Source organism: Limnohabitans sp., assembly GCF_044361985.1.
In the GTDB taxonomy this organism is placed as follows: Bacteria; Pseudomonadota; Gammaproteobacteria; order Burkholderiales; family Burkholderiaceae_C; genus Limnohabitans_A.
On record NZ_JBIKHV010000068.1, the window covers coordinates 1 to 13120 of the forward strand.

At 61.2% G+C, this 13120-nt stretch carries 11 protein-coding genes; 1 reads left to right on the plus strand and 10 read right to left on the minus strand.

Annotated features, from left to right (window positions below; all coding sequences use genetic code 11):
- Together ACIQ3A_RS11045 and ACIQ3A_RS11050 are read right to left on the minus strand one after the other, a co-directional pair.
- Positions 1-240 (minus strand): uroporphyrinogen decarboxylase family protein (locus ACIQ3A_RS11045; RefSeq protein WP_396431793.1); only part of this gene is annotated, 240 nt, incomplete at its 3' end.
- Positions 241-297: 57 nt separating this feature from the next.
- Positions 298-2607, minus strand: coding sequence for a protein-disulfide reductase DsbD family protein (locus tag ACIQ3A_RS11050; RefSeq protein WP_396431794.1), 2310 nt, complete (start codon positions 2605-2607; stop codon positions 298-300).
- Between the two features lie 263 nt (positions 2608-2870).
- Here ACIQ3A_RS11050 and ACIQ3A_RS11055 point away from each other — a divergent pair, with 263 nt between their 5' ends.
- A complete protein-coding gene (locus ACIQ3A_RS11055) occupies positions 2871-3698 on the plus strand; it encodes a creatininase family protein (protein WP_396431795.1) in 828 nt (275 codons plus the stop codon).
- Between the two features lie 14 nt (positions 3699-3712).
- On the opposite strand, the gene ACIQ3A_RS11060 is transcribed toward ACIQ3A_RS11055, so the two are convergent.
- From ACIQ3A_RS11060 to abc-f, 8 genes are all read right to left on the minus strand, one after another.
- Complete coding sequence (locus ACIQ3A_RS11060) at positions 3713-4885, minus strand: hypothetical protein (protein WP_396431796.1); 1173 nt, start codon at positions 4883-4885, stop codon at positions 3713-3715.
- A 105-nt stretch (positions 4886-4990) separates the two neighbouring features.
- Positions 4991-5665 carry a histidine phosphatase family protein gene (locus tag ACIQ3A_RS11065; RefSeq protein ID WP_396431797.1) on the minus strand — a complete coding sequence of 225 codons (675 nt, stop codon included), beginning with the start codon at positions 5663-5665 and terminating at the stop codon, positions 4991-4993.
- Positions 5666-5737: 72 nt separating this feature from the next.
- Positions 5738-6709: a threonine dehydratase gene (locus ACIQ3A_RS11070; protein WP_396431798.1), complete on the minus strand. Its 972-nt coding sequence runs from the start codon at positions 6707-6709 to the stop codon at positions 5738-5740.
- 36 nt (positions 6710-6745) lie between these two features.
- Entirely contained in the window at positions 6746-7684 is a 939-nt protein-coding gene (locus tag ACIQ3A_RS11075; protein WP_396431799.1) for a PhzF family phenazine biosynthesis protein, read from the minus strand.
- Positions 7685-7772: 88 nt separating this feature from the next.
- The gene (locus ACIQ3A_RS11080; RefSeq protein ID WP_396431800.1) at positions 7773-8957 is read right to left on the minus strand and encodes a PLP-dependent aminotransferase family protein; all 1185 of its coding nucleotides are present in this window, start codon (positions 8955-8957) and stop codon (positions 7773-7775) included.
- Positions 8954-9907 carry a DMT family transporter gene (locus ACIQ3A_RS11085; RefSeq protein ID WP_396431803.1) on the minus strand — a complete coding sequence of 318 codons (954 nt, stop codon included), beginning with the start codon at positions 9905-9907 and terminating at the stop codon, positions 8954-8956. Before ACIQ3A_RS11085 ends, ACIQ3A_RS11080 begins: the two co-directional genes overlap by 4 nt.
- A gap of 18 nt (positions 9908-9925) precedes the next feature.
- Positions 9926-10543 carry a LysE family translocator gene (locus ACIQ3A_RS11090; protein WP_396431801.1) on the minus strand — a complete coding sequence of 206 codons (618 nt, stop codon included), beginning with the start codon at positions 10541-10543 and terminating at the stop codon, positions 9926-9928.
- Between the two features lie 332 nt (positions 10544-10875).
- A complete protein-coding gene (gene abc-f / locus ACIQ3A_RS11095) occupies positions 10876-12789 on the minus strand; it encodes a ribosomal protection-like ABC-F family protein (RefSeq protein ID WP_396431802.1) in 1914 nt (637 codons plus the stop codon).
- Positions 12790-13120 lie beyond the last annotated feature (331 nt).

Here is a 13120-nt window from a genome sequence, read left to right on the forward strand (position 1 = left end):
CGGGTAGCGCTCGAGCGGCTGCAAGGTGACTTCGGTGGCGTAGTCGACGTTGGTGGCCAGGCCCATGAAGCTGCCGGCTTTGGCGCGGGTGTCGCGGTACTCTGGCAAGTAGCGCCCTGCCTGGCGCATGAGCCAGACGGGGGTGTGGTCGGTGGCTTGGCGCAGGCAGGCACGCAAGAAAGTGTCGTTTTGCAGGGGGGCAAACGAAGAGGGTGTGGGGTTCAAAGAACGGTTGCTCATGGTGTGATTGTCGCAGGACAAAAGTGGGCGCCGCAGGCAGTTTTGGCGGTCATCGGGCTATTTTGCGGGCGCCAGCTTTTGCAGTGCTGCCTGCACCTCGGCCACGCTGGGCAGCTCAGACAAAAGCACAAGGGGCTGGCCCGGAGCGTGCAGGGCGTACACCGGCACGCCGCTTCGCCCCATGGCAGTCAAGGCCTGGGTGATGGCCGGATCACGGCGCGTCCAGTCGGCGCGCATCAGCACCACTTGCCGAGCCTGAAAGTCGGCCAGCACCCGGGCATCGGCGAGGGTGGTTTTCTTGTTGTATTGGCAGGTCACGCACCAAGCGGCCGTGAAATCCACAAACACCGCGCGGCCTGCATCGAGCTGCGCTTGCTGGGCCGCTTGGGACCAGGCTTGCCAGCCTGATGTTGGCGCAGCGGCTTGGCTGGGCGATGTGTCGTTGCTGTTACTGGTAAGAGTGCTTTCAGGGGCTTCGCGCAGGGCCAGGGGCAACCAGCTGTTGCCCACCCAGATCAAGGTGCCCAAGGCCATAGCGCTCATGACCCAGCGGGTACGGCCAGACAAGCCCAAGGCCCAAACCAGCCAGGCCACCGTCAGCAGCAAGGCCAGCAAACCGCTGGCCCCGTCGATGCCGGTTTGTTGGCCCAGCACCCACAACAGCCAGATGACCGTGGCGAACATCGGAAAAGCCATGGCCTGGCGAAACACCACCATCCAGACCCCAGGACGCGGCAGCGCGCGGGCGATGCCGGGCCAACTGCTGGCCGCCAGATAAGGCAAGGCCATGCCCACGCCCATGGCAGCAAACACCGTGAGCGCTTGCCAGGCCGGCAGCGCAATGGCCAGTCCCAGCGACGCGCCCATGAAGGGGGCTGTGCAGGGGGAAGCCACGGCCACGGCCAGCACGCCCGACAAACCGGCATTCACGGTGGGGTGGCGGCTTTGCATGCTGGCCAGGCGGCTGGGCAGCATTTGGCCAAACTCAAAGACCCCGGCCAGGTTCAGCCCCAGCAGGGTGAACAGCAGGGCCAAGCCTGCCACCACGGGTGGCGATTGCAATTGAAATCCCCAGCCGAGTTGTTCGCCTGCCGCCCGCAGGCCCAGCATCAAACCGCCCAGCAGCATGAAGGACAGCACGACGCCTGCGGTGTAGGCGGCGCCGGCGGCGCGGTGTTGGGCCTGTGAGGTGCCAGGTTGTGCAAAGCCCAACAGCTTGATGGCCAGCACGGGGAAAACGCAAGGCATGAGGTTGAGCAGCAAGCCGCCCAGCAGGGCGCCCAAAATTGCCAAGCTCAGACTCAGGGCGGTGCTGTCACCGCCTTGGGCCAAGGGCTTTGCCTGCGCCAAGGCGTTGTCGGCCAAGGCTTTGGCCAATGCGGGTGAAATTTCGGCAGGCGCAGCTTGCGCCAAGGCAGGCCAGCTGCCTTGCACTGGCGTTTCAACCTCCAGCGCCGGGGCCTTGGGGGCGGATTCAGGCCCCACCGCGATCACCCAACGCATAACTTGTGGGCTGTCGCTGCGTTCATCAGAGACCGGAATTTTGGCGCTCCAGACCGCGCCTTGCCAGCTTTGCGTCCAGTCTTTGCCTTGCACGGCAGCGTTGTGCACCACGTTGGCCGTCACTGGGAACGCGCTGAGTGTCTGGCCCCGCCAGCTCGTGGGCAGGCCATGCACGCTCAGGCTGAGTTGTTTGCCGTCTTCGGATACGCGGGTCTGGCCACCGGTGATCCAGTTGCCAGCTTGCTGCTGCTGGGGCAGCAATTGGGGGCTGAGTTTTTGGGCGGCGGCAAACAAGGCGGCTTGGGTCGTCTGCGGGGCGGAAGAAGCCAGGTTCAAAGTAAAGCGGCCTTCTTGCGGAATACATTCTTGGCGGCAAACCAGCCATTCGGCCTGCAATTTCAAAGGCAACTGGCTGTAGGCGGGAAACTTGAAGTCCGCGCTAACGGTCACTGGCACCACCAGCAAGAGCCTGCCCTCGTAGCCGTAATTGGCCAGCGTGCCAATCGGAATTTTTTTTGGCAGGGGCCAGACAATGTCGCCCGCCTGCAAGCCCTCAGGCAGTTGCCACTGCAGTCGCGTGGGCAAGCCCGAATCGCCAGGGTTTTGCCAATAGGTGTGCCAATGGGGCTGGTGCTCGATCTGCAGGCCCAGCCAGAAAGTTTGCCCGGCTTGAAGACCCTGAGGTGCGTGCACCAGCAGCTCGCTGCGCACCTGTTCTGTGGTGACAACCTGGGTGCTGCCGCCCAGCAAGGCTGAAACACCCAATGCGCTAGCGGGTTGGGCTGAAAAAAGTGGGCTGGTTTGCGCACGGCTCAGGCCCGGTAAACAGGCCCACAGCATGGCCGACAAGACCAGGGGGCCCATGGCGGGCCAGCGCAGTGGTTCAAGCCCTCGACCCAGCCACCGGCAAAACACAGAAACGTTCAACAGCCACTCCCAATTCAGTCCCAATAGCAACAGGTGGGACACCCTGAAAAAGGCACTGTACACCGCCCTCTGTGCAAAGGCCTGTGGCCCCGGTGTTTCAGCCTGATGCGAAACGGGTTTGCGCCAAGTGCCAGACCAGCCGAGGAAAGTTCGGGACAAAGGGCGTCCGTTGCTTTCAAAAGCTCCATTAAGATGGCGCTATGCAAAACCCTTCCCGCTTCTGGGCCGATTGGACCACCACCGATTTTCAGGCGCTGGCGCTGAACCGGGCTATTGCCGTGCTGCCCGTGGCAGCCACCGAGCAACACGGGCCGCACCTGCCGTTGTCGGTGGACACCGACCTGGTGCAGGGTGTGGTGGCGGCAACTTTGCCGCATCTGGCGGCTGATTTTCCAGTCTTGTTTTTGCCGACCCAAACGGTGGGCCTGAGCCCCGAACACGCCCGTTTTGCGGGCACCTTGACGCTGAAGGCAGAGACCGTGATCCGCTTGTGGACGGACATCGGCGAATCTGTCGCCGCCAGTGGCGTGCGCAAACTGGTCTTGCTCAATGCCCATGGTGGGCAGGTCAGTGTGATGGACATCGTGGCCCGCGATCTGCGTGCCCGTCTGGGCATGTTGGTGTACAGCGTGAGCTGGTTCAATTTGCCCATGCGCGATGCGCAGGGGCAGGATGTGAATGCCCTGTTCAGCGCTGAAGAACATCGCTTTGGTGTGCACGCGGGCGATAGCGAAACCTCCATGATGCTGGCGCTGCGGCCTGATCGGGTGCGCATGGAAAAGGCGCAAAACTTCCGCTCTACTTCGCAAGACCGCGCAGAACGTTTTGAAATTTTGGGCAACGGCAAAAGCGCCAAGCTGGGCTGGCAAATGCAGGACTACAACCGCCATGGCGCAGCGGGCAATGCCGCCGCGGCCACTGCAGAAAAAGGGCAGGCTTTGCTGGAGGCCTCAGGCCTGGCTTTGGCGCAGTTGTTGTCGGAAATTGACCGCTTGCCACCCAACACCCTGAGCGATCAGGTCGGCTGAATCGGGCCCGGCGTTCAGATCTGGGGCAGCACCAGTTCGCAAGCGTCGCGGCTGACGCCTTTGGGGTACTCACGCGTCGTGTCGATGCAGCCGCCTTGTGCGTAGACGCCCTGGGGGTCACGCATACGGATCATTTTTTCCAGCACTTGTGCTTTGGCCTGGGGGTTGGCCAGGGTTTGGGCCACAAGGCGATCCACCACGGCTTCGTCCATTTGCAATTTGCCTTGGGCGTCGGTGTAAACGCCGTGGCGCCAATGGAATATCTCGATGGCTTTGGACTCGAGCGTAAAAGGCGTTTCGCGTTTCCAAAAGTTGCTGAAAAAACCACCGCCCATGTACATGACCCAGGAGCCCTCAAAACCCGTCACATCCGATGACCGTTCGTCAGGGTTGCGAAACCACAAGCGATCTCCGGGTATGTAAAAGCGGGCGGGCAGGGGGTGTTCCATGCTGCCGTATTCGACCAAAAAAACCTCGTGGAACTGCCCTGAACGAATGGCGTGGCGCTCGTTCAGTTTTTGCAGATCGGCCAGCAAACCAGGGTGATGGGCCTCGGCTTCTTGCGCAATGCCCAGCAAAATCACGTATTCGGTGGCGCGGTAGCAGGAGAAATCGTAAAGCTTGCCCGTGGCTTCGGGTTGTGTGGCTGCGATCAAGGCCTGGATCAGGGGGCGCCCCGGTTTGAGGATGAAACCGGATTCTTCTTCGTAATGCCAATCGGCTTCGGGCCGCTCGGCCGCTTCGGTTTTGAAGGCCAGCGCCGTTTTGCGGGCAGCCATGGCCATGTTGCGCCGTACCCGGATGTGCGAGCCCAGAGCGTCCAGGCTGGCGAACTGGAAGCGATGGGGAGACCCCAGCAAGGCGACCCATATTTCGCGCTCAAGCACCCAAACTTCTTGGTTGGCGGAGTCCGACGAGTCGAGATGCCCTAGCCGATCCTGCAAAGCCAGGGTGTCGTGATCAGGCATACAGGCTTGCTGGAACTCGGGGCGCAGGCTGCAGATCAGGGTAACCAGGCCATCATTGACGGGCAGCGTGAGGGTTTGCACAGCCGATTGAAGGCCCCAGTCTTTCAGCCATACCGAAAGATCAGACGCCAGTCGATCGGCCTGATGGGTCGGGCAGGCGGAGAGTTGGATGCCACCCTCCAGTGACTGAAGAGCAAGCCAGGCAGTCGAACAGTTCATCCAAGCTATTTTGCCCTCTGTTGTGCAAGGCTTTTCCTAGGGATTACACCCAATATTTACAGGGCCTTTTCTAGGGGTTACACCCAGTGCTTATTCGGGCTGGTTTTAGGCAAAGGTGACCCAGCTTTTGTGCGCATCGCTGTCCAGATGAGGCAGGGTGTTGTAGGTGAGCAGCATGTGCCGTTTGGGGTTGAACACGAACTCGGTGAGGGCTGTGTTGCGGATGCGCAGGTTCAGCTCAATGGTGGTTTCGGCCGGGGTGCCCAGCACCCGGCCCACAGCGGTCGAGATGGGGCCTCCGCTCGAGACCACCATGACATTGCCCGCGTGGTTTTGCCGCACATGGTCAAGCGCCGCCTCAATGCCAGCCACAAAGTCGGTGTAGCTGGTCATCCCGCGGGGTTGGGTGCGCCCAGCCATCCAGGCTTGCAGCGCATCACGCAGCAGCCTGAAGTGGTGGCGGTACAACTCGGGTGTGTCGGGCTTGGCCAGAGGTTCTGGGTGAATCGCTTCAATCAGGGCGTGGCTGTCGTATTCGTTCAGGCCCGGCCAGACGGCTGGAATGTGCGACAGGCCCGCGCCTTCGGCAATGCCCTCCCAGGTTTGACGGTGGCGCTTCAAGCTGCCCATCATCACGGCCTCGATCGGGGCGTCTTGCAACTTGGGCCGCAGGTATTCACCCAAACGCACGGCTTGCTGGCGGCCCAGAGGGCTGAGTTGGTCGTAATCGTCGGCCCCGAAAGAGGCTTGTCCGTGGCGTACTAAGTAGAGTGTTCCCATGGAACGGATTGTGCTGGCGAGGGTGCGCCGCTTTTGTCCCAAGAGCGACCTGGTCGGTGGGGGGGCACTTGGTCAGGCAGCTTGTGCCAGCACTTGAATCAGTGTGTGGGCGTCTACATTGCCGCCGCACAAGGTGGTGCCCACCACTTGTCCGCGCAGTTGTTCGCGTTCGGCCCAGGCGGCGGCAAAGCTGGCTGCACCGGCCCCTTCGGCCAGGTTGTGGGTGTCGGTGTACAGGTCGCGCATGGCTTGGGCCACTTGCGCGTCGCTGACCTGAACCACGCGCGCCAATCCAGCTTGCAGGATGACCAGCGCTTGCGGGTCTGCGCGGCGCACAGCCATGCCATCGGCCAGCACGGTGCTGACCGGAGACTCAACCACGCAGCCTGCCGCCATTGAGTCGACGTAGGTGGTGGCGTGTGCGCTCACCACGCCCACTACTTTGACGGGGTGGCCAAGGGATTGTTTGGCCGCCAGTGCGGCGCAGGCCCCTGAGCCCAAGCCAATGGGCACATACAGCACATCGAGTGCGGGCACCGCTTGTAAAAATTCGAGCCAAGCCGTGGCCACACCCAGTACCAGGGCTGGGTGGTAGCTGGGCACCATGTGGGCGCCTCTCGCCTGGGCGAGGCTCAAGGCGTGTTCGCGGGCGGCCTGGAAGTCGTGCCCATGTTCGATGAGCTGGGCGCCCAGCGCCCGCATGGCGACATTTTTCTCGGTGGAGTTGCCCAAAGGGACCACGATGGTGCAGGCCACCCCATGGCGTGCGGCCGCATAAGCGATGCTTTGGCCATGGTTGCCCCGGGTGGCGCAGATCACTTCTTGGGGCATTTGGCCTGAGCGGGCCAGGTGTTCAAAATAAGTCAGGCCGCCCCGCACCTTGAAGGCACCCACGGGGGTGTGGTTTTCGTGTTTGACCCAGCAGTCTGTGCCCAGCCGTTGGCTGAGGGTCGTCCAGCGGTACTGGGGCGTGGGGCCAAAGGCTGCGTAGACGGCGTGCGTTGCCGCTTGTATTTGGGCCAGTGTGGGCAGATCGGTGTGCATTGTGGCTTCAGTCGTTCAGGTTTTGGGGTTACGGGGTCAAAGCGTGACGTGCCCTTGGATGCACCCGACCACGTCACCACCCACCCAGATCTGGCCGGTGTCGTCTTGTGACAAGAACACTTGCCCGGCGCGTCCCAGCAGGGTGCCTTGTCGGGCGCTGTAAGGCGCACTCATGTGGCCGTCAGCGATCAGCCATTGCGCGAGTGAGGCGTTCAGGCTGCCAGTGACTGGGTCTTCGGCAATGCCCACCGGGGCGGCAAAGGCACGCACTTCCAGATCGGTCGGGTCATTGGCCAGGCTGGGGCGCTGCTGGGCAAAGGCCCGGGCTTCGCGGTTGGCGCGGCGGATCAGACCTGTTGTGGGCGATGTTGTGGCCGCCGTTCTGCGTGCAGCCAAGCCGACTTTGGTGCCCAGCCGTTTCAGGGCCACATGGTCGGGTTCCAGCGCCAAAAGGGTGTCAACGTCGTTGACCAGCAAGCCCAGCCAGTGGGGGCCGTTGTTCAGGTGTTGCGAGGCGATGACTTCAGATGCTGCCAGCCCCAAAGCCGCCAGCACTGGGGCGAGTTCTGCAGCGGGGATGTTCTGCCGGGTCAAGGGTGGCGCTGCGAACGCCCAGCGCTGCTGGGTGAGCTTGAGTTTGACCAAGCCGACAGCACATTCCTGCACCAGCACGCCCGCTTGTTGGGGCTGGCCGCCGGCTTGACGCCAGGCGTAGGCGGTGCCCAGCGTCGGGTGTCCGGCAAAAGGCAATTCGGCACCCGGCGTAAAAATGCGCACGCGGTAGTCGGCCCCGCCCGCAGCGCCTTCGGGCGTGGGCGGCAGCACAAAAGTGGTTTCGCTCAGCTGTGTCCAGGCGGCAAAGGTTTGCATTTGCGCGTCGCTCAGGCCTTCGCCATCCAGCACCACGGCCAGCGGGTTGCCCAGAAAGGCGGTGTCGGTGAAGACGTCAACTTGTTGGAAGGCGCGTTGTGTCATGGTGGTTGCTCGCTGGAGTGTGCCTAAAGGCGCTGTTTTAGTGAAAGTCTGACAAGGTGCGCTTGTGGCACCCTTGTTCATCGTGGCTTCAAAGCGATTCGCGAATCGCTGCCGCCAGTGCCACCATGCCTTGGTCGATCTGCTCCACCGTCGCGGTCACGAAGGACAGGCGCACGGTGCTTTCGTCAGCGCCTTGTGCATAGAAAGCCGAGCCGGGGACAAAGGCCACACCTTTTTTCACGGCTTTGTCCAACAGCGGAATAGCCTTCATGCCGGATGGCAACTGCACCCACAGGAACATGCCGCCGGCCGGGCGGTTCCAGGTCAGGCCCAGACCGGCCATTTCCCGCTCCAGCGCGGCCAGCATGGCCTCGCACTGCTTTTTGTAGAGCGCCCGGATGGTGGACACATGGCGGTCGATGAAGCCGTCTTTGAGAACTTCGGCCACCACGCGCTGGTTGAAGCTGGGCGTGTGCAGGTCGGCCGCCTGTTTGGCTTGCAGTAACTTGAGGTAGAGCGTTTTGGGGGCGACCAAATAACCTAGGCGCAGGCCCGGGGCCAGAATTTTGGAAAACGAGCCCAGGTAAACGCTGCCATCGGGGTGACGTGAACTCAGCGAGGGCGCTGGTGGCGCGTCAAACCAAAGGTCGCCATAAGGGTTGTCTTCGATGATGGGCAAACCGGCCTCCAGGGCCACCTGAGCCACCGCAGCGCGGCGCTCTTCGGTCATGGTGCGACCTGTGGGGTTCTGGAAATTGGGCAGCAAATACACAAAGCGTGCCTTGTCTGCCCCAGTACCGGTTTTGGCCCGCAGGTCTTCGGCATCCACGCCGTGCTCGTCGCTGTTCACACCGACCACGGTGGGCTCCATCGGGGTGAAGGCCTGCAGGGCGCCCAGGTAGGTGGGGGTCTCCACCAAAATGCGACTGCCTGCGTCGATCAGGATCTTGGCCACCAGGTCCAGCCCTTGCTGGCTGCCGGTAGTGATCAGCACTTGGTCTGGGCTGACTTGCATGCCTTGTTTGAGCAGGTCTTGCGCCACCCACTCGCGCAAGGGCCCGTAGCCTTCGCTCGCGGCGTATTGCAAGGCGGCTTTGCCGTCATGACTCAGTACGCGTTCGCAGGCAATGCGCATCTCTTCAATGGGGAAGGTCTGGGGCGAAGGCAGGCCCCCGGCAAAGCTGATGATGCCCGGTATCTCGGTCACCTTGAGGATTTCACGAATCACTGAGGGGTTCATCTTTTCAGCGCGTTGGGCCAAGGTCCAGTTCATTGCTTTTGCTCCTTGAGGTTTTGTGGATTTTTTGTGAGCGCGGTCGGGGCTTGGGCCATGCGTCGGCCTGCAAAAACCGTGAACACGACCAGCAGGGCAAAGCCCAGGGTCATGGCATCCAGCGATTCTCCCAGCAATGGAATGGCCGCCAAAATGCTGATGAAAGGTTGCAGCAATTGGATCTGGCTGACCCGAAGTGGGCCCCCCAGCGACAGGCCGCGAAACCAGGCAAAAAAGCCTACCCACATGGAGAACACACCAACGTACAGCAGGGCCAGCCAGGCAGCAGGCGCAATGGCGTGCTCAGGCCAAGTGAGCCAGGCACCGGGCAAGGTGATGGGCAAGGCCATCACACAGACCCAGCTGATGACTTTTTCGGCACCCAGACTGGCCGTGACTTTGGCCCCGGCCACATAACCCAGTGAGGCCGCGATGACCGCGCCCAGTAACAAGGTGTCGGCCCAGGTCAGGCCAAAGCCATGTCCAAGCTGGGCGGACCGCAGCAGGCTGTAAAGGGCAACCAGGGCACTGCCCAAACCTGCAAATACCCAAAACCCCAGCCGCGCCCGTTGGTGCATGAGCCAGGCGGCTGCGGCAGCCGTGGCCAGCGGCAGCAAGGCCGTGATCACGGCGGCGTGGCTGGCGGTGACGTGGCGCAAGGCCCAGCCCAAGAGCAGCGGGTAGCCAATGACATTGCCTGCCAGCGAGAGCAGCAAGGGGCCGCGTTGTGTGGCTTGAGGCCAAGGCGCGCGAACGGCGATCAGGTAGATGGCCGACAGGCCCCCCGCCAGCGCAGCGCGTGCAAACGTGACAAACCAGGGGGACAGTTGCGGTGCATCGACCGTGCCGGTGGCCAAACGGGTCATGGGCAGGGTGAGTGCAAAAATCACCACACCCAGCAGGCCCAGCCAAAGGCCAAGGTTTTCGCGCTTTGTGAGTTCGTCGGACATGTCTTTCATGGCCGTTTTTCAGACGACACTTTGGCGCAAGCCATTCAAAATCCACAGGGCCGTAGCCACCAGCGCCACCGACATGCAGCGGTTGAACATCAACAAGCGGTGCCCGTGCGCCAGCCAATGCCGCAGCATCGAACCCGCTACGGCATAGGTCAGGTTGCTCACAAAACCATAAGCCACCATGATCGGCAGCAGCATCAGCGTGCGCTCGGTGGCGTCTTCTCGCCCTGCCACCCAGCCCGCCACGATGGCGAGGGCCAGCATCCAGGCTTTGATGTTGAGAAACTGCAAGCCCACACCTTGCACAAAGCCCACTTGCAGCTTGTTGCTGTCGGCTTGCTGCAAGCTGCCGCTTTGCCACAGGCGAGAGGCGAGCCACAGCAAATACCCCGTGCCCAGCGTCACGATGCCCCAGCGCAAAGGCGGCCAGGCCACCACCAAGCCACCCAGGCCGGTGGCGCAAAGCGTGAACAAAATGCCCCAGCCTACCGGTACCGCCAGCACAAAGCGCATGGCGCGCTTCAGACCGTGGTTGGCTGCCATGGCGGTCGACAGCGTGGTGTTGGGCCCGGGGGTGAAGCTGCTGACGGTGGCAAGTACCAATAGAGCGCTGAGTTCAGAGGAGGTCATGCTGTTGAATGTAGCGCCAGAATGCGTAAAGCACCGCTACGATTTTCATGACCGTTCTGGAAACCTTGTTGCGCTGCCAAGCCATGCACTTGCCCGGTTGCCATTCATGGCTTTGCGCAACCGCCTAGCCATTGCCAAATGGATTACCAGCGCATTACTCAAGTCGTGTGTAAGCCCTTGCGGTTGCCATTCGCGAGGTAGCCCACAGCACAATGGGGATTGCTGTTTTTTTGATGGCCTGGGCCTTAGTGCTGGTCTATTGCTATCCAGGCGAAGCCTCGTTGTGGTTGGCACGCCGTTGCCAGCATGCTCGCTGGTGAGGGTGGGGTTTTTCAACGGTTAGAGAGGATTTCCCAGCGCTCCATGGCCGCCAGCAGGAGATCGTCAATTTCGGTGTCGCGCCTAAAAAGTTGTTGCGCCAGTCCTGGATCGCGTTGGTAAACGCTGCCATCGGCCAGTTGCGCACGCGTGAGGGCTTGTTCCTTTTCCAGGGTCTCGATCTTGGCGGGCAGTTCGGTCAATTCGCGTTGCTCTTTGTAGCTGAGCTTGCTTTTGGCGGGTGGAGCTGTAGCGGCCGCAGGCGTGGCCGCCAGGCTGGCTTGTGGTGCAGGTGGCGTGTTGCCATTGCGCTGTGCAGCTTGGGCCCGGATGGCCTGGCTGCGTTTGGACTGGACCAGCCAGTCTTGCACCGAGCCTTCGTACTCGCGCCAGAAGCCGGGTTGATCCGGGGCACTTTCGCAAGCGATGATGCCGGTGACCACGTTGTCCATGAAGGCGCGGTCGTGGCTGACCAGAAATACTGTGCCTTCGTAGGTTTGCAACAGTTCTTCCAGCAATTCCAGGGTTTCGATGTCCAGGTCGTTGGTGGGTTCGTCGAGCACCAACACATTGGCGGGCCGTGCAAACAAACGGGCCAGCAGCAGGCGGTTGCGTTCGCCGCCCGAAAGGGAGCGCACAGGCGATGTGCCCCGCGCGGGAGAAAACAGGAAGTCACCCAGGTAGCTTTTGACGTGCTGGCGCTTGTTGCCGATCTCGATCCATTCGCTGCCGGGGCTGATGAAGTCTTCCAGCGTGGCGTCCAGGTCGAGTGCATCGCGCATTTGGTCAAAGTAGGCCACTTCCAGCTTGGTGCCACGTCGCACTTCGCCGCTATCGGCCTCGAGTTCGCCCAGAATCAGTTTGAGCAAGGTGGTCTTGCCCGCCCCGTTGGGGCCCAGCAAGCCGATCTTGTCGCCACGCAACAAGGTGCCCGTGAACTTTTGGATGACAGTTCGCACGGAGCCATCAGCTTGGGTGAAGCTTTTGCTCACGTCGGTCAACTCTGCCACCAGCTTGCCGCTGGGCACGCCCGAGGCCACTTCCATCCGCACATTGCCAACTTTTTCGCGTCGTGCCGCGCGCTCGCCACGCAGGTCTTGTAGCCGGGTGATGCGGCTTTGGCTGCGGGTGCGGCGTGCTTCCACGCCTTTGCGGATCCAGATTTCCTCTTGCGCCAGCAGCTTGTCGGCTTTGGCCTGGACCACGGCTTCTTGTGCAAGCTGGTCTTCTTTCTGGATCTGGTATTGCGCAAAGTTGCCGGGGTAGGAGCGCAGTTTGCCCCGGTCCAATTCCACAATTCGGGTCGCAATGCGGTCCAGAAAGGCCCGGTCGTGGGTGATCGCAATCACGCTGCCCTTGAAATCAATCAGCAAGTCTTCCAGCCAAGTGATGGCGTTCAGGTCCAAGTGGTTGGTCGGTTCATCCAACAACAGCACGTCAGGGCGGGTCACCAAAGCCTGAGCCAGGGCGACACGTTTGCGCATGCCCCCAGACAAAGTGTGAACCAAGGAATTCGGGTCCAGTTGCAGCCGCTGCAGTGTTTCGTCAAGACGTTGCTCCCAGCCCCAGCCATCCCGTGATTCGATCTGGCCTTGCAAAGTGTCCAGGTCGCCCCGACTGTGCGTGTAATCGTCGATCCATTGCACGACCTCGGCCAAACCTTCGCGCACGGACTCAAAAATCGTGTGCTCTGGGATCAGGATGGGCTCTTGTGCCACATAAGCAATGCGTACGCCCTGTTGCAAATGCAGTGACCCATCGTCAGGGCGCTCCATGCCTGCCAATATCTTGAGCAAGGACGATTTGCCCGTGCCGTTGCGGCCGATCAAGCCGATGCGCTCGGAAGTTTCCAGGGAAAAATCTGCGTGATCAAGGAGTGCGACATGGCCAAAAGCCAGAGAAGCGTTCAAAAGTGTAAGTAAAGCCATGGCCGCATTATCCGGGCGGGGTAGACCAAACATTGGCGAGGGGTTCAATAAATTTCAAAACAGCACAAAAGCTGTGCCATAATCGAGGGCTTCGCTGCACACAAGTGATGTTTCCAAAAAACAAAACGTGGCGGGGGGGGAGTTATGAATCTGAACTTGTTGATGCAAGAAAATTTTCAAAAACTTGACGCAGACTTCAAAACTGTGTCATAATTCAAGGCTTCGCTGATCGCAGCGTAGCAAAACAAGGTGATGCAAGTTGCCTGGGTTCTTTAAAAATATACAGCCGATAAGCGTGGGCGTTTGATGGTGATTGCCAAGTTCTTCGGAA

Bases quoted from the DNA above. Each gene is read 5' to 3' on its own strand.
- ACIQ3A_RS11050 (WP_396431794.1), bottom strand. From the start codon at position 2,607: ATGGGCCCCCTGGTCTTGTCGGCCATGCTGTGGGCCTGTTTACCGGGC.
- ACIQ3A_RS11055 (WP_396431795.1), top strand. From the start codon at position 2,871: ATGCAAAACCCTTCCCGCTTCTGGGCCGATTGGACCACCACCGATTTT.
- ACIQ3A_RS11060 (WP_396431796.1), bottom strand. From the start codon at position 4,885: ATGAACTGTTCGACTGCCTGGCTTGCTCTTCAGTCACTGGAGGGTGGC.
- ACIQ3A_RS11065 (WP_396431797.1), bottom strand. From the start codon at position 5,665: ATGGGAACACTCTACTTAGTACGCCACGGACAAGCCTCTTTCGGGGCC.
- ACIQ3A_RS11070 (WP_396431798.1), bottom strand. From the start codon at position 6,709: ATGCACACCGATCTGCCCACACTGGCCCAAATACAAGCGGCAACGCAC.
- ACIQ3A_RS11075 (WP_396431799.1), bottom strand. From the start codon at position 7,684: ATGACACAACGCGCCTTCCAACAAGTTGACGTCTTCACCGACACCGCC.
- ACIQ3A_RS11080 (WP_396431800.1), bottom strand. From the start codon at position 8,957: ATGAACTGGACCTTGGCCCAACGCGCTGAAAAGATGAACCCCTCAGTG.
- ACIQ3A_RS11085 (WP_396431803.1), bottom strand. From the start codon at position 9,907: ATGTCCGACGAACTCACAAAGCGCGAAAACCTTGGCCTTTGGCTGGGC.
- ACIQ3A_RS11090 (WP_396431801.1), bottom strand. From the start codon at position 10,543: ATGACCTCCTCTGAACTCAGCGCTCTATTGGTACTTGCCACCGTCAGC.
- abc-f (WP_396431802.1), bottom strand. From the start codon at position 12,789: ATGGCTTTACTTACACTTTTGAACGCTTCTCTGGCTTTTGGCCATGTC.